This window comes from Terrabacter carboxydivorans (assembly GCF_039532035.1).
Lineage (GTDB): Bacteria > Actinomycetota > Actinomycetes > Actinomycetales > Dermatophilaceae > Terrabacter > Terrabacter carboxydivorans.
Window position 1 is genome coordinate 283183 of sequence record NZ_BAAARE010000001.1, and the last position, 21052, is coordinate 304234.

A 21052-nucleotide genomic window follows, 5' to 3' on the forward strand; every position below is an offset into this window, starting at 1 on the left:
AGCCGAAGGACCTGACTGATGGGCTTGGGTAGCGCGGTTACACAGCCGGCAACGTGCACTTCTTCAAGAAAGTGACTACGGTTCATTTTCATGAATCGATGCTGCAGGGGGGCTCAACGTGGCTGAAGGCCGAGACTTCGACCTTCGGGCGCTAGGGGACGCTGTGCGCCGCGCCCGCGTGGAGCGAGGTCTCACAGTGGAGTCGCTGGGGCATGCTTCCGGTGTGAGCACGGGCTCCATCAGCCAGCTAGAACGAGGCCAGGGCAACCCCGCCTTCCTGACTCTGAGGCGCCTTGCCGAGGCGCTAGGACTGCCGGTGGCGCACTTCGTCCAAGGGCCCCCGAGTGCTGGGATGGTCGTACGCGCCGACGAACGTAAGCGGCTTCACCTCCCCGACACGGATCTCGTGTACGAACTGCTCACGCCCTCATTGCAGGGCAAGTTGGAAGTCCTGCGTACGCGGATACCACCGGGGTGGTCCAACGAGTCGAAGCCGTTCATGCATGAGGGGGAGGAGTGCGTTCACTTGCTGTCCGGCTGCCTCGAGGTAGTGATCGGCACAGAGCAATACGAGCTCAGAGAGGGCGACTCGATCACCTACGACGCCAGCCAGCCCCATTGGTACCGCAACGGCACCGAAGGCACTGCGCTGATCCTGGGAGCGGTTACACCTCCCTCATTCTGAGTGAGCATGGGGGTTGACACCACCCGTCAGTACATTACATTGAAGTCTCTTTCAATCTAATGAAGCGGGAAGGTCCACCATGAGTCGTTCCATCAGGCTGGTGTCGGCGGCCGGGGTAGTCCTGACTCTGGCGGTAGCCAGTGGCTGTTCGGGTGGCTCCGGCGTCAACGTCGGAGGTGCGGGGTCCTCCAATGGCGGCTCGACGTCAGGAGGGGTGCTGCAGGCTGCGATCGGCGGCGAGCCCGACCAGCTGGACCCGCAGAAGACGTCGGCGTACTACAGCTTCGAGGTGCTCGAGAATGTCTACGACACCTTGGTTCAGCCCGATGCCAATCTGAACATGCAGCCCGCGCTGGCCACGTCGTGGGACACAAGCAAGGACCAACTCACCTGGACGTTCCATCTGGGCAAGGGGCTGAGCTTCTCCGACGGATCGCCCCTCACCTCCAAGGACGTGGTGTATTCGTTCGAGCGGATCATCAAGGACAAGCTGAACTCGTCCTACAAGTTCACGACGGTAAAGTCGATCACCGCGCCGGATCCGGCCACCGTGGTGTTCACCCTGAGCGCACCGACTCCGAACATGTTGGCCAACGTAGGCGGATTCAAGGGCGTCGGCATCGTAGAGCAGTCCAACGTGGACTCGGGCAAGATCAAGACGGCCCCGGTCGGCAGCGGGCCGTTCATGGTCAAGAGCTACGTGTCCGGCGACAAGATCGAGCTGGTCCCCAATCCGCACTACTGGGGCCCCAAGCCCAAGCTTGCGGGCGTCACTTACACCTTCGTCAAGGATCCGACCGTGGCACTACAGGATCTGCAGAGTGGACAGGTGCAGTGGACCGACAACTTGCCTCCCCAGCAGGTCGCGTCTCTGAAGAACAACTCGGACATCAGCGTCCAGTCGGCACCATCGACGGACTACTGGTACATGGCCCTCAACGAGACGCACAAACCCTTTGACAACCCGCAGGTCCGCCGCGCGGTGGCTTTCGCGCTGGATCGAGAAGCCATCACCAAGGCAGCCACATTCGGTAACGCCACGGTCAACCAGACGGCCATTCCCAAGGGCAGCCAGTGGTACTTCGAGTATGCCCCGTACACGCATGACCCGGCCAAGGCCCAACAGCTCATGGGCCAAGCTGGCGTCAAAAACGCCTCCATGGATCTCATGGTCACCAGCCAGTACCCCGAGACGGTGCGCGCCGCCCAGGTGATCGCCTCAGAGCTGGGTGCGATCGGTATCAACGTCAAGATTCGCACCTTGGACTTCGCCCAATGGCTCGATGAGGAGGGCAAGGGCAACTTCGACTCGTTCATGCTCGGCTGGCTCGGCAATCTCGATCCGGACGAGTTCTACTACGCACAGCATCACTCCGGTGCCAACTTCAACTTCCAGAAGTACAGCAACCCGAGCGTGGACAAGCTTCTGGACCAAGCCCGTACGGAGACCGACCAGAAGGCCCGCAAGCAGGAGTACGACCAGGCGGCGAAGATGATTGTCGATGATGCGAGCTACATCTATCTCTACAACCCCGATGTCGTGCAGGGCTGGTCCAAGAAGGTGTCCGGCTATCAGGTCCGGTCTGACCGAGCCATACGGTTTGGCCAGACCAGCCTGACTCAGTGAGTCGTGCAGGGGGGTCCGGCATGCTGCGCTACATCCTTCAGCGACTGCTGCAGTCCGCCATAGTCCTGTTCGGTGTCACGGTGGTTGTCTTCCTGCTCCTTCAACTCGTCCCGGGCGACCCCGTCAGGCTCGCGCTCGGCACGCGGTATGACCAAGCGACGTACGAGGCACTGCGGGCCAGGTCCGGACTCGACCAGCCTCTCGTGGTCCAGTACGTGCAGTACCTGAGTCACGCAGTGACCGGCGACCTGGGGGTGAGCTTTCGAACTGGGCAACCGGTCACCACGACGGTGCTGGACCGCCTTCCGGCCACCCTTTCGTTGGCAGTGACGGCACTCGCGCTCGCAATGCTGGTCGCCTTTCCGCTCGGTGTGTTGTCTGGAATCCGCCGCGGGTCGATCGTGGACCACGCTGCGCGAGTCTTCAGCCAGTTCGGCGTCTCGGTGCCCGACTTCTGGATGGGCATCATGGGCATCCTGCTCTTCACCGGGGTGCTCGGGTGGCTGCCCCCAGCCGGCTACGTCTCGCTCACTGAGGACCCGGCCGGTTGGGCTACGCACGTCATCTTGCCCGCCGCCACGGTCGGACTGGTCACGGCCTCCATCCTCACGCGATTCATTCGCTCCGCAGTCCTCGAGGTGCTGGCCGAGGACTACATCCGTACCGCGGAAGGAAAGGGACTGCGCCGCCGCGTGATCGTGACTCGGCACGTGTTGCGCAACGCGATGATCCCAGTGGTCACGGTGATAGCTGTCCAACTGGCGAGTTTGCTTGGTGGGGTAATCGTCGTCGAGGTCCTGTTTGCCTGGCCGGGGCTGGGCCGACTGACGTACGACGCGGTTGAAGCGCGGGACTACCCCATCCTGCAGGGCGCAGTGCTCTTCGTCGCAGCTCTGTTCCTGCTCGTGAATCTGCTGGTCGACCTTCTCTACGCACGCCTTGACCCGAGGATCTCAATCCGATGAGCGTTACGGATCTGCACGACACCACGCAGCCCGGCGTAGGCCCAGATGTGACGTGGCGCCGGCTCTTGGACGCGCTCCGCCGCGACCCTCTGGCCGTCTCGGGGACGGTAGTGCTTGTGGTCCTCGTCTTGGTTGGCGTCTTCGGCCCGTGGCTGGCACCCGCTGGAGTCAACGATGTGAACGTCGCCGACATGCTCCAGCCGCCGAGCGGAGCCCACTGGTTCGGCACCGACGACCTCGGACGCGACGTCTTCAGTCGAGTGCTCGTCGCGGCACGTGTCTCCCTCGAGGTCGGCCTCGTCAGCGTAGGGATGGCCATGGTCATCGGCGTCGCCATCGGGCTTATCGCCGGGTACTACGGCGGCTGGACCGACAACGTCTTGATGCGGTGCATGGACGTGCTGTTCGCCTTCCCAGTGCTCCTGCTGGCGGTCGCGATCGTCGCCGTGCTCGGCCCTGGTCTAGGCACCGCCATGGTGGCGATCGGCGTCGTGTATGCGCCGATCTTCGCGCGAGTCACCCGCGCCAGCGTGCTGCTAGTACGTGAACAGGTATTCGTCCGAGCGGCTCTGTCCATCGGCTCCTCAGACCTGCGGATCATGCGGCGCCATATCTTGCCCAACGTGGCTGCGCCGCTGATCGTGCAGACGTCACTATCCCTAGCGTTCGCAATTCTTTCCGAAGCGGCGCTGTCCTTCCTCGGCCTCGGCGTGCAGCCGCCCGCGCCATCTTGGGGCCGCATGCTGTTCGATGGACGCGCCTACATCCCCGACGCGTGGTGGCTCGGGGTGTTCCCTGGAGCGGCGATCTTCCTCACTGTTTTGGCCTTCAACCTCGTCGGCGATGGGCTACGCGACGTCCTCGATCCCCGTCAACTGAGCCTTACCGAGTCGCGTCGGAGTGCGCCGTGAGTGGCGAAACCGTGCTGGCCCTCGAGGAACTGGGTGTGACCTTCCATACCCGGCATGGAGTCGCGCAAGCCGTGGCGGGGGTCTCCTGGTCGGTCAGCAGAGGTGAAACGCTTGCCGTAGTCGGCGAGTCTGGCAGTGGGAAGAGCATGACCGTCCTTGCAGCGACGGGGCTGACCCCGCCCGTAGCCCGAGTATCTGGTCGCGCCACGCTCCTCGGGAACGATCTCGTAGCTCTGCCGGAAAGCGACCGACGCCGCCTGCGCGGCCAACACGTAGGTTTCGTCTACCAAGACCCGATGACCTCGCTGAATCCGGTCCTACCAGTCGGAAAACAAGTCACCGAGGCCTGTGAAGAGCACTTGGGCATGTCCCGCCGGCAGGCCGCTGTCCGGGCGGTCGAACTCCTCGAGCTCGTCGGCATCTCGTCCCCGCGTGAGCGGGCCCACGCCTACCCGCATCAGTTCTCGGGAGGCATGCGTCAACGCGTCGTCATTGCGATGGCCCTGGCCTGCGAACCTGACATCCTTATCGCAGACGAACCCACCACGGCACTGGACGTCACTACACAGGCTCAGATCGTTGAGCTCGTCGCTGACCTGCAGCATCGTCTCGGCACCGCGGTTGTTTGGATCACCCACGACCTCGGCGTCGTGGCCGGAATCGCAGATCGGGTCGCGGTCATGTACGGCGGCCGCATCGTTGAGACCGCCCCGGTAGACCGTCTCTTCGCCCACCCGTCGCACCCGTACACACAGGCGCTGCTGGAGTCGAGGCCGCGGCCGGACCTCGGCGGTCGGGACTTGCCGGCCATCCCCGGCTCTCCGCCTAGCCCCTTCCACCTGCCCTCAGGATGTGCCTTTTGGGACCGCTGCCCTGTCCGAGGTGACTCACGATGCGAACACGAACTGCCGGAACTGGTGGAGATCGCGAACGGCCACGCGGTCCGGACGTTCTACCCCGACCGCCAAGCAGGAAGACAACCATGACGGATGACCTGGTCGCGGAAATCGAAGACCTGAAAGTTTGGTTCCCGGTCCCTGAAGGCGGACACGTCCGCGCAGTAGACGGGGTTTCCTTGCACCTCCGGCGAGGGGAGACCTTGGGCCTCGTGGGTGAGTCCGGCTCGGGTAAGTCGACGACCGCGCTCGCCCTCATGCGACTGGTAAAGCCCACAAGCGGTCGAATCCGAGTCAACGGAGAGGACATCACGGCGCTGAGCCGACGACAGCTGAGGCCCTTCCGGCGTCGGGTGGCCATGGTCTTCCAAGATCCGGCGGCCTCGCTCGACTCGCGACTGACCGTCGGCGCCAGCATCGCAGAGCCCCTGGCGGTGCACCGAATCGTCGCCAATCAAGAAGCGCGCCATCGACGCGTAGCGGAGTTGCTGGAACTGGTGGGCTTGCCGCAGGAGCTCGCTGGACGGCATCCCCATGAACTGTCGGGCGGTCAGCGCCAGCGAGTCGGCATAGCTCGGGCACTCGCCGGAGAGCCTGACCTCGTGGTCCTGGATGAGCCCATCGCTTCCTTGGACCTATCGGTGCAGGCACAGATCATGAATCTGCTGCGGCGGTTGCAGCGTGAACTCGGATTGACGTATCTCTTCGTTGCGCACGACCTCGCGGCTGTCGAGCACATGAGCGATCGCGTGGCGGTGATGTACCTCGGACGCATCGTCGAGACAGGGACCCCCGGCCAAATCTATGCTCGGCCGGCGCACCCCTACACCGCAGCTCTGCTATCGGCGGTGCCTGTGCCAGACCCCGTCGCCGAGCGCACACGTCGACGGATCGTGCTTCGGGGCGACATCCCCAGCGCCCACAATCCTCCCACCGGTTGCAGGTTCCACACGCGGTGTCCGGTCGCCCAGGACCAATGCGCCAAGCTGGATCCTCCTCTAGTACACGTCGAGGACGAGCATCAAGCCGCGTGCCTCTTCGCCGGGGAAGCAGTGGACTCCATGATCGGGTCTGCGCGGTGACGTCGGCCTAGCTAACGAGAGCGTCCCACGGGCGCCCTCGCAGAGTAGATATAATGGGGCTCTTGGGACCTGAGGTGGGAGCTCATGCCAGCCGGGGGTGGGCGAAGGTGCCACCGATGAGGAGCATCCGGAGGCGGTAGTTCTCACGGTTGCGGAAGCCTCGGGCGACCCTGCGGTGGAGCTCGATCAAGCCGTTCACGGCCTCGGTGCCGCCGTTGTTGGCGCGGCCGGTGGTGAAGTACGCCAGGAACGGCTCGCGCCACTGCTTCAGGGTCCTGCCGAGGCGGGCGATCTCCGGGATCGGGCACGAGGGGAACGAGGCGAGGACGTGCTCGGCGTCCGGCGGCCCTGCGCGAGGTCCTTCTGGTGGAACGCGGAGCGCAGCTGCTGTCCGGCCTGCCACGCGACGAACACCTCGTCGTGGCGCTCGTCGGCGCCAACCGCAGCCTCGAGCCGAGCCTCCTGTCGCTCGGTGAGACGTTCACGACCGCACCGCAAGATCATCCGGATGCCGTACAGCGGGTCGCGGGCGTGGCCGCGGTGACCCAGGGTCTCCTGCTGCACCCGGCGCCGGACCTCATCGACCGCGTGCCCGCCCAGCTTCACGACGTGGAAAGTATCAACGACTGCGACCGCGTCCTCGAGCTGGTCGTCGACCGCGTTCTTGTACCCCTGGAACGGGTCCAGCGTCGCGATCTGCACACCGGCCCGGAACGCCGCATCGCGCTCGTTCAGCCAGCCGGCGTACACCGCCCCTGACCGGCCAGGGACCAAGTCCAACAACCGTGCCCGCGTCGTGCCGTCCCGGTCACCGGTCAGGTTCACCATGCCGGTCAGCTCCTTCGGGCCGCGCTTGAGCGGGCTGACGTGGTGCCAGATGTGCTCATCGACGCCAAGGACCTGCACGCCCTCGAACCGGGCCGGGTCGACGTCCATCACCTGCAGCAGCGGCTTCGCCGAGCGCCACACCGTCTTCCACGACGTGCCCAGCTGCCGGGCCAGCCCCAGCACCGAGGCGTGCTCCCGACGCAGCTGGCGCACCGCCCACCAGCAGGCTCGCACCGTCAACAACCCGCGCGGCCGGGCAACCTGCTCGTCCTGCTCGGTGAACACCCCGACCGGGCAGGCCGGCTCGGAATTGACCCGGGGCAGGCCCAGGTCCGCTTCACCCACACCAGCTGCACCGGCCGGCCGAAGCACGGCGCGTCGATCAGCTCCACCTCAACAACGCCGACAGCGGCTCGGTCTACACCTCCAAGGACTACGCCCGGCTCTGCGGCCAGCTCGGGGTCATCCAGTCCCTTGGTGCCGTAGGCACAAGCGCCGACAACGCCCTCGCCGAGGCGTTCAACGCCACCGTGAAACGCGAGACCCTCAACGGCGCCGCGACCTTCACCGACGCCGCGTCATGCGGTCGCGTGATCTTCCGATGGGTTGTTCGCTACAACACCCGAAGTCGTCCCTCACGCGGATGAACCGATCGTCCCTAGGTCAGCTCTTGTTCAGTTCCTCGGCGAGCATGACGATGATGCCGCTGGGGCCGCGGACGTAGGTGAGCTTGTAGACATCCCCGTAGGTCGCCACGCCGCGCAACGGATGGCAGCCGTGCCTCGCGGCGATCGTGAGGGCGTCGTCGATGTCGTCGACCGAGAAGGCCACGCGGTGCATGCCGATCTCGTTGGGCCGGGTGGGCTCCGTCTCAATCGCGTCGGGGTGGATGTACTCGAAGAGCTCGAGGCGACCGTTGCCGTCAGGTGTATGAAGCATGGCGATCTTGGCGTGGTTGCCGTCGAGGCCGACTGCGGTGTCGGTCCATTCCCCGCTGACCGTGTCACGGCCGAGGACGGTAAGGCCCAGGTCGGTGAAGAAGGCGATCGCCGCTTCGAGGTCGCGGACGGCGATCCCGACGTTCTCGAGTTTGATGGGCATAGGTGGCACGCTACCGAGTCAGCGCGATTCGCTCAGGTCAGCTGGGGCCTGTTCGGCCTGCCCGGCAGGGCACGGCGCCCATCTGAAGCGTCGTGCAAAGTGCGCGTCCTTTCGGCTCCCCTAGTTCGAAAATGAAGGTGACCACGAGGGCGTCGCGTTGATAGCCATTAGTAAGAGCGTGGGCTGCTTGGTGGTCCTGCCTGGAGGGCAACAGGCTGGCGATCGCGACCCGCTGACGAATCGGATTGCCTGGCCGAGGTTCTCGCCGCCAGTACGCGGTCGGGGGCGCTGATGGAGGCGGCGGCTCCGGCCGCTTTCGTGACTGCGAGGGTGACCTGATCGGCCGCGCGCGTCAGTGAACCCCGGACGATGTCGGGGAGCGCGACGGGGCGGTCCTGGGCGTGGTCGACGGGCCGCACCCACGCCTCGGTGGAGACGTTGCCGTAAAGGCCGTGCGCCTCGAGCGCCATCGCCATGGCGTTGACACCGCGGGGCGAGGCGAGCAGGTGCAGGTCCGCTGTCGCCTCCCGGAGGGCGTACGCGAGGTCCGTGGAGGTCGCGAGCCCCAGCTGCAGCGTCTGAGACACCTGTTTCAGATCCACTGTCGCGGCGAGGGTTTCAACGCTCGCCACCCCGGTGCGCTCGTGAATGATCTCCAGCATCGCGGCGCGGATCTCGTTGGCTGCGATGACCAGGTCAGGGTCCAGCCGGCGTCCGCGCTGAGGTGCGAGCTGCGCCCACGTCGTCGCGAGCCCGACCCAGCTCGCTTGGGCGGACTCGAGCGCGGGCGCGAGGCGGGTGCGGTACTCGCTGGGATCGATGGAATCGGTCTCGGCGCCGGCGCGCAGCAGCGTCTGGCTGGCGAAAGCGGTGTGCGCCTGCGTCTGCGCGATGAGCGTCATCGTCGCGGCCGTGGGGGCGCCGGCCAGGGCGCGGTGGGCCTGGATGTCCCAGCTGGCCAGCGCCTCCCGCAGCCGATCCAGCTCCGGGAGCGGCTTGTGTTCGCCGTGCAGCGCTGCGGGGAAGGTGCCGGAGACGTAGGAGCCAGCCAGCTGCTCGAAGGCCGCCATCCGGTCGCGCGCCTCCACGGTGCGCTTGAGCGACTCGGCCGGCAGGGCAGAGCGCTTGGCCGCGGGCAGGACGGCGAGGTCGCGCAGGTCACGGTTCAGGGCGACCTGCACGCCGTGGGCGCCCACATAGAGGACGTGCATCATCCTGGCTTTGGCCGCCTCGAGATCCGCCGCGACCTTGGGCCGCATCGGCCGGACGTCGGTGCGGCGACGCAGCAGAAGCTCCGCAGCCGTCGTGAGGTTCTCGCACACCGTGAGCAGCCGATCGTCCGCCGGGCCGGGCCCGGGCCATTGGCGCCTCCGGCCGGCCTTCATCAGGTCGGCGTTCATCGTCTGGAGCTGCTCCATCAGGACCTGGCCAGCATCCCTGCGCTCGGATTGGCCTGCGCTTGGTGACGATTCTGGGAACGCGCGCCACAGGTCGGCGGCGGCTTCGACGACCTCGCCCCAGGTCCGGACCATGACCCGGCCGTCCATCAGCGGGGTGTCCATCAGCACCTCGCGCACGATGAGGTCGCAGTCCAGCAGCAGCTCTCCTACGCTGCGGCCCTCGAGGGCGGGCATCATCCGTGGTCTCGAAGGAGGTCGCAGAGCGCGACGACGACGCGGCTGCTGCCTACTGGCAGCGCCTCGATCGGGACCGTGCGAGTCAGGGCTTCCGCCGCGCGCACCAGTTCGATCGGATCGTCTCGGCGCTGGCTCGACTCGGCGGTCTGGACGTCGTCGAGCTCGATGTCGACGGGCAGCAGTCGGCGGGCTTGGCTGGCGGCGAGCCGGGCGGCCAAGCCGAGATCGGACAGGGCGAAGGACTCCTCGAGCCCGGGCGCCGGGCCGGCAGCCAGGATGTTCAGGCAGCGGTCGGCTGCGGCCTCCAGGAGCAGGATCACCCCGCTGATCACCGCCAGGCCGTCTGCGCCCGTCATCGTCCTCTCCGCCTTCGACGTCATGCCGCGTCCCCTCTTCGTCGGATCTGATTGCGTCTTCATCCACGCAGACAGCGGCCGCGGCGGGCCGGCCCGGTGCGGGCCTGTGGATAACTCCCAGGGGTGTCGGTGCGTGGTCGGACACTGGTCCTACGGACAAAAGCCGGGCAGCCGCCCGCTGACGATCAGCCGGAGCACGACGCGTCTGGGCGTCGTTGTCGCACAGCTTGGGGGTGGGTGTGATGGGAGTACCGCTGACCAGGGTGCTGGCGCAGACGCCGGGCATTGCCGTCAGCACCGTTGTGACGGCGGCGCTGGCCGCGTCGCTACCAGGCCCCCTCGGTTGGCTCGTCTTCCTCAGTGCCTTGTCTCCGGCGGTTGTCCTGCTGGCCGGCGCCGGCGAACCCGCTGCGGTACGTGGGCTGTTCGGTGCCCGGGCGTTGACGCCAGCCGAGGCCGCTGCGCTTGCCAAGACGACCGTGCAGCTCTGCCAGCGCGACCTCGGTCCGCCGTCGGTTCGCCTGTACCTCTGGCCCGGAGTGCGGACGGTGTCCGCGGCAGGAGCCGGCCGCCGCTCCGTTCTCGTCTCCGCGGAGCTCCTGTCGCAGGTCCGTCTGAGCCGGCTCCCGCCAGATCAAGCGGCCGCCGTGATCGCCCACGCCGCGGGCCTCGTCCGGGTCGGCGCGCTCCGGTCCGACCTGGCGGTGCAGCTGTGGACCATCCCGTGGCGGTTCCTGCGCGGCCTCGCCCGCGCCGTTGGCGCCGCCGGCGGCCGTCTACCGCTGATGGCCCTGATGTGGCGGGCACGCTTCGTCCTGGGCCTGATCGCCCTCGGCCAAGGCGTCACCGCCGGCCAGCCCGAGGCTGTCGTGGCGGGCGCGTTAAGTGCTGCTGTCGTCGGGCTGAGCTACCTCGTGCCCCGCTGGGAGAAAGCGTCGGCCGCGGGGCTGCAGGCCATGGGGGACGAACAGGTCGCTCGCACCCGTCTGGCGCCGTCGTTGGCTGATTTCCTGCTGCGGCAGTCACGCTCGGCCGCCACTTTCGAACGGGTCCACGCTCTCGAGCTCGCTCACGCCTCCCTGCAGCCGTCGAGCCCACCGGTCAGGTCGACGCGACGCTGACCTACGACTCGAGCGACGCCGACCACGCGGTCCGGCACACCACGCCATTGGCCCTCACGCCCGACCGCACGGGGCAACGGTGATCGTCGTCAGTGACACCCCACGTGGAGGGTGGGCCCTCGGGGGCTGGGATCGGGTTCATCACGAGTCGATGCCTTATGCCCGGCGCACCGGCCTCGCCGCGGCGCCCGGGGGCGTCCGGTGCCACCGGCTGGCTGGCGACCAGCTCTCCGCGTCTCACCGGGGTGGTCCAGCAGGGCCGGGGCCGGGTGGGGCCTTCGGCGGCTCGTGGATCGCGCGGCTCAGCCCCACGGACTTGGGCGATGCGGACGGGTCGTGGTGGGGTCCGTCCACCTCGTCCACGTCGTCCGCGACGGTCCAGGTCCGCGGATCCATCCCCAGCTCCAAGGCCACGTCGATGAGGCGCGCCATCTGGTACGCGGTCCCCGCCGGAACCCGGTCCAGGGCGACGCGTGCCTTGACGGCGTCGCCGTCGAGCCAGTGCGCGAACGCGGTCAACGACGCCACCGGCGCTACGGGTGCCATGGTGGACTCGGGTGACGTCGGGTCCACGAGGCTTTCGGGGCACCGCGTCAGCAGGTCGCGCCACAGCTCGGCGTGGCGGGGTGCCGTCGAGCGTTCCATCGACGCCCAGGCATGATCCCGAAGCGGGGTGTGCTGCACGTCGGCGATCAGACGTGCCGCATCAGCGTCCGGCAGGACGGTGTGGCCGGCCGCCGCACTGTCCAGCGTGGTGGTGATCCACTCCCGCTCGACCTCGCCTACGCGTCCGCCGCCTGCAGCAGCTGCGGCACGCTCGGCGGTGAGAACCATGAGCTGGTCCGGGACCGGGCGGCCGGGGGCGTACGCCTGCCGCAGCTGCCCCGGGGTCGCGAACGGCGTCGGTCGCTCCAGCAGGAGGGACTCCGCCGTCATCAGGTCCCGGTCGCTCTGGGTCACCTGGCCGCTGTGCGGACCGTCCAGACGCACCCAGACGTCGCGGTCGACCGCCACCGCACCGATCACCGGGATCGCCGGCTCGAGGCGCTCCCGGACGGCGTCGCACACCGCGCCTGCCAGCTCAGGCTGGTCGGTGTACGCGAGCAGCACGACACCGACGCCCGCGCCGGCATACGCCCGGGCCAGCCCCTCACCGACCGCCACCGTCTGCGTGACGCCGCGGGGCAGGTTCACTCTCGCGACCGGGGCGCCGCCGGTCACCTCGGGGACGACCACGAGGGAGTCCTGCGGGTGCACTCCCAGGAAGTGTGGGACCGCGGCAACCACCTCGCTCATGTTGTGCAGTACGAGGTTCTCCTGACTCACGATGCTCTCCTTCGCGTCGGACGGCACGGTCACCTCCCAAAGCCGCGTGGTCGCCGTCGGCGATCACCGCGGACTCGGCTGCTGCGGCATCACCTCTGGGTCACGGATGCGGGTCACGGGTCCGGGCGGTCCAGACCTGAGGAACTCTTTGGCGCTGGGTCGCCCACCCGCTTCCGCGCAAGGTTCCGGTCAGTACGCTGCTGGTCGCCGCCGAGCCGGCGGAGCCTCGCGATCTCCTGCCGGGTCAGGCTGGGGCCGCACCACTGCGTCACCTCGGCCGGCGTGAGGTGCTCATCGTCGAACAGCTGCCGCAGCGCTGCACCCGCGCGCTGCTCTAGCTTGATGACGGCAGCGTCCCGCTCGCCCAGGGCGAAAAGCACGTCCAGGGCGAGGGCAGCCAGCCGCTTGTCCCGCTCCTGCCGCTCGACGCGCAGCTTCGCCTGCGCGTCGAGCGCGGCGCGGCGCGCCGCCTGACGCACCGACGGCCGCTCTTCTCGCCCGGTGGTTTCACTCATGATCGGCCCCCTCTAACGCACGGCTCCTGTCACCGACGGAAGCCGCGAGAACGCTCCCCAGCGATCACTCCCAGGGATCAGTCCCTCCATCGGATGTCGTCACCAGAGACGCCGAGGTGCCGTCGGCTCAACCGCCACAAACCAAGTCCCGGATCCCTGATGTGATCGACGCCGCCGTGCCGAGGCGCGTACCCCCAGCGAAACCGCAACCGCTCATGTCACACACACCTCATGCATTTCCGGTTGTTTCCGTTTCAACCACCTGACCGCCAGTGCGCCCGGGGTGGGCTTTGGTCGGTGTGACGATGTCCATCCACAAGCTCACGGCCGGCAGCGGGTACGACTACCTGACCCGTCAGGTCGCGGCGCAGGACGCCACCGACAAGGGCCACACCGGCCTGGCCAGCTACTACGCGCAAAGAGGCGAGACGCCAGGGGTGTGGGTCGGCTCCGGGATGGCCGGCATCGACGGCCTCGAGGCCGGGGATGTCGTCACCGCGGAGCAGATGCAGGCCCTCTTCGGCTCCGGCCACCACCCCCTCGCGCAGCAGCGACTGGACCGGCTCGCCGGCCCGGACCTGACCGCCGGTGACTACCAGGCGGTGACCCGGCTCGGGCTGCCGTACAAGGTGTACTCGACTGACGTCAGCGCGTTCCGGGTCGAGGTCGCCCGCCGGATAGGCGAACTGGCATCCGCCCTTGGTGACGGCTCGGACGCCGTGGTTCCGTTGGCGGAGCGGGCGCGGATCCGGTCCGAGGTGGCGACCGAGTTCTTCCGTACCGAGCACGGCCGCGACCCGGCGAGTGGGTCGGACGGCGTCCGGGAGATCGCCGCCACGATCGCGAGACACTCCCGCCCACGGACGACCGCTGTCGCCGGGTACGACCTGACCTTCTCCCCGGTCAAGAGCGTGAGCGCCTTGTGGGCGGTAGCGGATCCGGCGACCGCCGCCGCCATCGAACGCGCCCACCTGGCGGCCGTCGGGGACGCGTTGAGGTTCCTTGAGGAGCACGCTCTGTTCACCCGGACCGGCACCAACGGGGTCCGTCAGGTCGACGTCCGCGGGCTGGTGGCGACCAGCTTCACGCACCGTGACTCCCGCGCCGGTGATCCCGACCTGCACACCCACGTCGCCGTCGCGAACAAGGTCCAGACCCTCGAGGGGCGCTGGCTCAGCATCGACGGGCGCGTGCTGTTCAAGGCCAACGTGTCCGCCTCCGAGACCTACAACACCGCCCTGGAGAAACACCTCCACGCCGACCTCGGCCTCCGCTTCACCGAGCGCGGGGGGTCTGATGCAGGGAAGCGTCCGGTGCGTGAGGTGGCCGGGGTCGACGCCGGCTTGAGCGAGCGCTGGTCGGCCCGCCGGGCAGCCGTCGTGTCCCGCCGCGGCGAGCTTGCGCAAGCCTTCCAGTACGCCCATGGCCGGCCCCCGACAGCGGTGGAGTCGATCCAGCTCGCGCAGCAGGCCACCCTGGAAACGAGAGAGGCGAAGAAGGCCCCGCGGACCTTGGCCGAGCAGCGGATCACGTGGCGGCGCCAAGCCGTGGAGGTACTCGGCGACGAGCACGCGATCGACGCCATGCTCCGCGCAGCCGCCGCCCCGACAGCCTCAGGACGTGCCACTGGGCGGGCCGTTGGTGAGGCGCCCAGAGGGGTGGCTGGGCGGCGGGTCGACACCGCCTGGATCGACGCGACGGCCGCCTCGATCGTCGCCACGTTGGAGGCGAGCCGAAGTACGTGGCAGGTGTGGCACGTCCGGGCCGAAGCGCAGCGCCGCGTCCGCAGCGCCGACTCTGTCGAGGTCGCTGCGGGGGATGTCGACGCGGTGGCGGGGCTGCTCGTCGAGGAGGTCCTTGACGGTCGCTCGGTGCACCTCACCGACCAAGGCGACGGCATCGCTGAGCCGGCGCAGCTGCGGCGCCGGGACGACTCCAGCGTCTACACGGTCCACGGCGCGGAGCTGTTCACCTCCGCCGCGGTCCTCACCGCCGAGCAGCGACTGCTGGCCGCGGCCGCCCGGCACGACGGCGCCACCGTCGACACCCCAGCCGTCGACCTGGCGCTGCTCGAGTCGGCCGCGAACGGGTCCACCCTCAACGCCGGACAGACCGCCCTGGTTCGCGGCATGGCGACCTCCGGGGCCCGCCTGCAGCTGGCGATCGCCCCCGCCGGGGCCGGCAAGACGACCGCCCTCCGCACGCTGGCCACCGCCTGGGCCAACGGCGGCGGCCACGTCATCGGCCTCGCCCCCTCGGCGGCCGCAGCCGCCGTCCTCCGCGACCAGATCAGCACCCCCACACCCGCCCACACTGCTACGTCCGACGCGATTCGCAACCTCGGCAACAACGGGACGACCAGCCAAGCGTCGGCGGTCACGGACACCCTCGCAAAGCTCACCTGGTCCATCGCCCACGGCGACCTGCCCGACTGGGCCGCCCGCATCGGCCCACGAAGCCTCGTCCTCGTCGATGAGGCCGGCATGGCCGACACGCTCACCCTCGACACCGCCGTCCAGTTCGTCCTTGAGCGTGGCGGGTCCGTCCGCCTCATCGGGGACGACCAGCAGCTCGCCGCGATCGGCGCCGGCGGCGTCCTGCGCGACCTGCAAAACACCCATGGTGCGCTGCGCCTGACGGAGCTGATGCGCTTCACCGACCCCGCCGAAGCCGCCGCCACCCTCGCCCTGCGCGACGGGACACCCGAGGCGCTCGGGTTCTACCTCGACCAGCACCGCGTCCACGTCGGCGACCCCGCCACCACCACCGAGGACGTCTTCACCGCCTGGCGCGCCGACGCCGACCGCGGCCTGGACGCCATCATGCTCGCCCCCACCCGCGAGCTCGTCGCCCAGCTCAACCAGCGCGCCCGCACCCACCGCCTCGACCGTCAGCAGCCCTGCGCTGACCCAAAGGCAGAGGTCACTCTGGCGGACGGGAACACCGCCTCGGTTGGGGACCTCGTGATCACCCGCTCCAACGACCGCCGGCTCCGGTTGACCGCGACGGACTGGGTCAAGAACGGCGACCGCTGGACCGTCCTGGCGGTCGGCGACGACGGCGGGTTACGGGTCCAACACACCCGCCACCGGCACACCATCACCCTTCCCGCCGGCTACGTCGCCGCATACACAGAGCTGGGCTACGCCACCACCGTCCACGCCGCCCAAGGCGTCTCCGCGGACACCATGCACGGCCTCGCCAGCGGGCAGGAGTCACGCCAGCAGCTCTACACGATGCTCACCCGCGGCCGGATCGCCAACCACGTCTACGTCCAGGTCGTGGGCGACGGCGACCCGCACACCGCGATCCACCCCGACACCCTCACCCCACCGAGCGCCACCGACATCCTCGAAGCCATCCTTGCCCGGGACCACTCCCACGTCTCGGCGACCACCCAGCTCCGCGACGCCGCCGACCCCACCCGGCTGCTCGGGCAGGCCACCGCCCGCTACACCGACGCCCTACACGTCGCCGCCGAAGACCACCTCGGCCCCGACACCGCCCGCCGCCTCGAACGCGACGCCGAACAAGCCGTGCCCGGACTGGCCGAGGCGCCCGCCTGGCCCACCCTCCGCGCGCACCTCATCCTGCTCGCCGCCCACGACCGCGACCCCACCGCCGCGCTCCGCGCCGCCGCCGGCAGCCGGGAGCTCGACACCGCCGCCGACCCCGCAGCAGTCATCGACTGGCGCCTCGACGACCACATCCTGGAAACCACTGACGTACGAAACGCAGGTCGCGGCGATGCCGCCACTGGGCCACTCCCCTGGCTCCCCGGCATCCCCCCTGCCCTGGAGCAGCACCCGAGCTGGGGGGAGTACCTCACCCGCAGAGCCGAACTCGTCAGCACCCTCGCCGACCAGGTGAGGGCCGCTGCCGCAACCCACACGCCCGCGTGGGTCACCTACACCCCCGGACGCCGTGACCCCGGTGTCCTCGCCGACGTGCAAGTCTGGCGGGCCGCGACCCAAGTCCCCGACAGTGACCGGCGACCCACCGGGCCACCACAGCTGCAGAAGGCGGCCGCCCTGTGGCAGCGCCGACTCACCACAGCGCTGCACGGCACCCACGCCCCCGCCCTGCAGGAATGGCAAGAGCTCCTGCACGCCGTGGCACCCGGAATCCGCCGTGACGACTTCACCCCGATCCTGGCCGAACGGCTCGCCGCGATGTCCCGGGCCGGGCTCGACGCCCGCGGCCTGCTCCGCCGTGCCACGGCCCTCGGGGCGCTCCCCGATGACCATCCCGCCGCCGCCCTGTGGTGGCGCCTGAGCCGGCACGTGTCACCGGCCGTCGCCGCCGACCTCGGCCACCGCGCCGACCACTTCGACGACGCCCTCACCACGTCATGGCTACCAGGCGTGTCCGACACCTACGGTCCGGATCGCGCCGGGGAGCTGCAGGCCAGCCCTTGGTGGCCGGCCCTGGTGACCAGTATCGACCACGCCCTGCAACGCGGCTGGACCCTCGACGACCTCCTCGACACCCACCCACGCCACGACACTGACCCTCAGCTGACCGACGACCTCGACGACTGCCAAGCCATGGTGTGGCGCATCACCGTCCTGACCGACCCTCCCCCACCGGCCGAGGACCTCGACGAGGACCCGCCCCCCGAGGACGACCGGTCCTGGGTCGACCACCCCGCCGACCTCCACCACGCCGACCACGAGTTCGACCGCGAACTGGACTGCGGCACAGAGCGCCTCAGCGAGGTGCCCACCCCGGAACAGTGGCGTGACCTCCTCGACCCGAACCCTGACCCGAGCACCGAACCGGGCACTGACCCGGTCGATCGCGACGAGGCCGACAAGGTCGCTGCGGCTGTCGAGGTGCGGCTGCAGCTCGCCGCCATGGTCCGCGACACGATGGGACCTCTGCCGCCCGACGACGACGACGTCGAGGCCATGGTCGCCCGTGCCGCACTGTGGGATGACTGCCCCGTCAGCCGCGAGCGGATGCTCGAGATCAACCAGCTCACCTTGGACTACTTCCGCGGCCAGCTGCCCGGCAGCTGGGCCGACACCTACCTGCACGAACGCTTCAGCCCCGCAACCGAATCGGCGACCGGCCGCCCCACCCAGCCCGCTGCGGCGGCCCCGTCGGGGTTCGTGCCGGGGTACGCGCCCGCCGGGTGGACCACCCTCGTCACCGCCCTTCGGCGCGCCGGTGTCACCGATGAGGAGATGCTCGCCACCGGTGTCGCCGCCCGCGCCCGCACCGGCCGGGTCATCGACCGGTTTCGCGACCGCGTCATGCTCCCGATCACCCGCGACGGCGACGTGCTCGGCTTCGTCGGACGCCGCCACCCCACCCTCGACCGCACGCCACTTGCTGGAGCGTCTGGCGCTGACCAACCTGCGGTGCCGAAGTACCTCAACACCGCCGACACACCCCTGTTCCACAAGGGCGCCCAGCTCCACGGCATACCGCCGTGGGCCCTGCCCACCGACACGGCCCTCGTCCTCGTCGAGGGCCCGATGGACGCCATCGCGGTCACCCTCGCCAGCGGCGGAGCCTACGTCGGCGTCGCCACCCTCGGCACCTCCCTCACCCACCAGCAGACCGCGCAGCTGGCGGCGACGGGACGACCGCTGGTCGTGGCCACCGACGGGGACCTGCCCGGCCGGATCGCCGCCGAACGGGACTTCTGGATGCTCGCACCGCACGGCCTCTCCCCCACCGTAGCCACCTTCCCCAACGGGTCAGACCCCGCCGCCCTCTTCAGCCGCGAGGGCCCACCCGCACTGCTCGACACCCTCCAACGGGCTCGGCCGCTCGCGGCGCTGCTCATCGAGGAACGCCTCACCAACCTCCCCCAAGAGACGGCGCTGCAGCAGGCCACCCAGATCCTCGCCGCCCAACCCGCCACCGCATGGGACGCCGGCAGCCGACACATCGCATCGCGGCTCGGGGTCCCGCCACAAAACGCCCGCGCCTGCCTCGCCGCCCACGCCGAGGACTGGAACCGCAACCCGCGGACCGCCGCCCGACAGCAGTTGATCGCCATCCGAGAGGTACGCGGCCGCCTCGAAGCGAGGGCGTCCCACGAGCCGGTCGACCGGTGGCTCAAGCTGGCCCGAGAACTCGACCCCCGCCTCCCCGCCCAGAGCGACTGGCCCGCCCTGGCCAGCATGCTCGACCACGCGCATCAGGCCGGACACGACGTCCCCGCGCTCTGCCGACAGCTCATCGACGGCGAGCCGCTGCAGGACCGGCCGGCGCAAGAGCTCCGCCACCGCCTCGAGGTCCGGCTCCCCGACGGCCCTGCGTTCGACGAGGTGCCGTTCAACGAGCCCGAGACTGCGAGCCATCACCGGACCGGCGCGGCTATGCAGCAGCTGGCCGGCGGCGACAGACCGCTGCTTGGACGAGGCTCCATCCGGCGCTGAGATCACAACCCGGGAGAGCACCCTGGACGGAGCGATGACCACTGCCAGCGGCTATCGCCGGACGCACGTTCCGTAATCCGGCCAGGCCCGGAGGACCGCAAACGTTGATGCTCGCCATGCCAGATCTCTGCGGACGCACATGTGAGTGACTGGGTCATCGGCGTACCGAAAGCCGAAGCGCCCAGACCGTCGTCGACCCAGGCGCTCTGGGGCATTGCGCGTCTTTAGTGGGCTGCGTCGAACGCGGCCACAATCCGCTGCGGGATACGTCCACGAGCGGGTACATCGTGCCGGTTGCTGTGCGCCCAAGCGCGGATCTCCGCGTTGCGGGAGGCGCCTGCTGCCGCGAGCCGCTGCCGGGTGCGTGCGGGTCTGCCTGAGGTTCGCGCCCGGTCGGTCCAGTGCCCGAGGTTCTTGCGGAGTTCCTTGGCGTTCTTCTCCGAGAGGTCAATCTCGTAGGACTTACCGTCGAGGGCGAACGTGATTGTCTCGGCTGCCTCAGTGCCGTCAATGTCGTCAACCAGAGTGGTGATCACTTGTTGGGCCATGACGAGATGGTAGGGGCGGTTGGCTCCGTGGAGTGCCGCCTCTCTGAAGGAAGGTCGTCTTCCGGCGAAGTCACGCGACTTTCTCGGCAGTCGGCTCTCCTCTGAGCAGCGTTCACCGTACGGTGAACGCTGCTGGACGGGGGGACCGACGAAAAGCGCATGCGCCGCGCTACGCCGGCTCCTGCCGTATCTGTGGGGTACAGCTCCCCACCCGGGCCGAGGCGGTCTACGAACGGGCGACGAAGACGGTCCGATGCATCAGCCACGACGAGAGCTCGCCAGTCGAGACCTCCGACGCGGGTGTCGTCGACCCTGCGGTTGTGGCCGTCGTTGAGTCCGGTACCGCTGGAGCGTCAGCGCGTCGCGAGTTCGAGCGCCGCAAGGCCAAGAGGGAAGAACACGTCCGGACCAAGCACCCGAAACTCGGCGGCCTGATCCTCGCGCTCTCCGACGAGCGACAGTCAACGACCGCCTGGGACGCCGGCGCAACCGGGGAAGAACGACTCGGCAAGGCCCCGGACCGCCTCGCCTCAGACAGGCTCCGGCTGTTGCACGACCGGCGGATCCCGAAAACCAGGGCGAACATCGACCACCTGGCTATGACTCCCAGCGGCGTCTACGTCATCGACGCCAAGACGTACCGCGGGCGTCCCCACCTCAAGGTCGAAGGGGGTCTCTTCCGGCCCCGCGTTGAACGACTGCTCGTCGGATCCCGCGACTGCACCAAACTCGTAGACGGAGTGCTCAAACAGGTCGACGTGGTGCGCGGAGTGCTCAACATCGACGTCCCGGTCCACGGGGTGCTCTGCTTCGTCGAAGCAGACTGGCCCCTGATCGGCGGCACCTTCACCACCCGCGGCGTGCAGGTCCTGTGGCCCAACCAGCTCCACCCCCAGCTCCAAGCAGACGGCCCTACAGCCGCGAAACCATCGCCGAGATACACCGCAAACTTTGCCCACGCACTACCACCGGCCTGAAGCACCGCTCACGCCGATACGCGGCGGATAGACGCACAGTTGCTGCCCCGCGCTTCGGAGCTGTTCCTCAGGAGGCGCCAGC

General features: G+C 68.8%; 15 protein-coding genes and 2 pseudogenes. 10 read left to right on the forward strand and 7 right to left on the reverse strand.

The features are described from left to right. Positions 1 to 118 precede the first annotated feature (118 nt). From ABD297_RS01365 to ABD297_RS01390, 6 genes are all read left to right on the forward strand, one after another. Positions 119 to 685: a helix-turn-helix domain-containing protein gene (locus ABD297_RS01365; RefSeq protein WP_344252324.1), complete on the forward strand. Its 567-nt coding sequence runs from the start codon at positions 119 to 121 to the stop codon at positions 683 to 685. A gap of 79 nt (positions 686 to 764) precedes the next feature. Next, a complete protein-coding gene (locus ABD297_RS01370) occupies positions 765 to 2312 on the forward strand; it encodes an ABC transporter substrate-binding protein (RefSeq protein WP_344252325.1) in 1548 nt (515 codons plus the stop codon). A gap of 20 nt (positions 2313 to 2332) precedes the next feature. Next, positions 2333 to 3277 carry an ABC transporter permease gene (locus tag ABD297_RS01375; RefSeq protein ID WP_344252326.1) on the forward strand — a complete coding sequence of 315 codons (945 nt, stop codon included), beginning with the start codon at positions 2333 to 2335 and terminating at the stop codon, positions 3275 to 3277. Continuing rightward, the gene (locus ABD297_RS01380) at positions 3274 to 4188 is read left to right on the forward strand and encodes an ABC transporter permease (RefSeq protein WP_344252327.1); all 915 of its coding nucleotides are present in this window, start codon (positions 3274 to 3276) and stop codon (positions 4186 to 4188) included. The genes ABD297_RS01375 and ABD297_RS01380 overlap by 4 nt, the downstream gene beginning before the upstream one ends. A gap of 71 nt (positions 4189 to 4259) precedes the next feature. Next, complete coding sequence (locus tag ABD297_RS01385; protein WP_344252470.1) at positions 4260 to 5174, forward strand: ABC transporter ATP-binding protein; 915 nt, start codon at positions 4260 to 4262, stop codon at positions 5172 to 5174. After that, on the forward strand, positions 5171 to 6166 hold the full coding sequence (locus ABD297_RS01390; protein ID WP_344252328.1) for an ABC transporter ATP-binding protein: 996 nt from the start codon (positions 5171 to 5173) through the stop codon (positions 6164 to 6166). Before ABD297_RS01385 ends, ABD297_RS01390 begins: the two co-directional genes overlap by 4 nt. Positions 6167 to 6248: 82 nt before the next feature. Here ABD297_RS01390 and ABD297_RS01395 read toward each other — a convergent pair. Continuing rightward, positions 6249 to 7419: pseudogene (locus ABD297_RS01395) on the reverse strand (ISL3 family transposase); the annotation flags it as partial. Here ABD297_RS01395 and ABD297_RS01400 point away from each other — a divergent pair. Then, positions 7393 to 7632, forward strand: a pseudogene (locus ABD297_RS01400) (integrase core domain-containing protein); the annotation flags it as partial. The pseudogenes ABD297_RS01395 and ABD297_RS01400 sit on opposite strands and share 27 nt — an antisense overlap. Positions 7633 to 7657: 25 nt before the next feature. On the opposite strand, the gene ABD297_RS01405 reads toward ABD297_RS01400, so the two are convergent. From ABD297_RS01405 to ABD297_RS01415, 3 genes are all read right to left on the reverse strand, one after another. Continuing rightward, the gene (locus tag ABD297_RS01405) at positions 7658 to 8095 is read right to left on the reverse strand and encodes a VOC family protein (protein ID WP_344252329.1); all 438 of its coding nucleotides are present in this window, start codon (positions 8093 to 8095) and stop codon (positions 7658 to 7660) included. A gap of 167 nt (positions 8096 to 8262) precedes the next feature. After that, the gene (locus ABD297_RS01410; RefSeq protein WP_344252330.1) at positions 8263 to 9732 is read right to left on the reverse strand and encodes a hypothetical protein; all 1470 of its coding nucleotides are present in this window, start codon (positions 9730 to 9732) and stop codon (positions 8263 to 8265) included. After that, positions 9729 to 10112, reverse strand: coding sequence for a hypothetical protein (locus tag ABD297_RS01415; protein WP_344252331.1), 384 nt, complete (start codon positions 10110 to 10112; stop codon positions 9729 to 9731). Before ABD297_RS01415 ends, ABD297_RS01410 begins: the two co-directional genes overlap by 4 nt. Positions 10113 to 10351: 239 nt before the next feature. Between ABD297_RS01415 and ABD297_RS01420 the strand changes: the two genes are divergently transcribed. Further along, positions 10352 to 11209: a hypothetical protein gene (locus ABD297_RS01420; RefSeq protein WP_344252332.1), complete on the forward strand. Its 858-nt coding sequence runs from the start codon at positions 10352 to 10354 to the stop codon at positions 11207 to 11209. A 237-nt stretch (positions 11210 to 11446) separates the two neighbouring features. Here ABD297_RS01420 and ABD297_RS01425 read toward each other — a convergent pair whose 3' ends face one another. Together ABD297_RS01425 and ABD297_RS01430 are read right to left on the reverse strand one after the other, a co-directional pair. Next, positions 11447 to 12535, reverse strand: coding sequence for a DUF4192 domain-containing protein (locus ABD297_RS01425; RefSeq protein WP_344252334.1), 1089 nt, complete (start codon positions 12533 to 12535; stop codon positions 11447 to 11449). 113 nt (positions 12536 to 12648) lie between these two features. After that, positions 12649 to 13050, reverse strand: coding sequence for a hypothetical protein (locus ABD297_RS01430; protein ID WP_344252335.1), 402 nt, complete (start codon positions 13048 to 13050; stop codon positions 12649 to 12651). A 305-nt stretch (positions 13051 to 13355) separates the two neighbouring features. Here ABD297_RS01430 and mobF point away from each other — a divergent pair, with 305 nt between their 5' ends. Next, positions 13356 to 19445 (forward strand): MobF family relaxase, encoded by a 6090-nt coding sequence (mobF, locus tag ABD297_RS01435; protein WP_344252336.1) that lies wholly within the window; start codon positions 13356 to 13358, stop codon positions 19443 to 19445. Positions 19446 to 19669: 224 nt separating this feature from the next. On the opposite strand, the gene ABD297_RS01440 is transcribed toward mobF, so the two are convergent. Further along, positions 19670 to 19993, reverse strand: a complete 324-nt coding sequence (locus tag ABD297_RS01440; RefSeq protein ID WP_344252337.1) for a histone-like nucleoid-structuring protein Lsr2 — start codon at positions 19991 to 19993, stop codon at positions 19670 to 19672. Positions 19994 to 20313: 320 nt separating this feature from the next. On the opposite strand from ABD297_RS01440, the gene ABD297_RS01445 reads away from it, so the two are divergent. Further along, positions 20314 to 20970 (forward strand): nuclease-related domain-containing protein, encoded by a 657-nt coding sequence (locus ABD297_RS01445; RefSeq protein ID WP_344252338.1) that lies wholly within the window; start codon positions 20314 to 20316, stop codon positions 20968 to 20970. Positions 20971 to 21052: the final 82 nt, after the last annotated feature.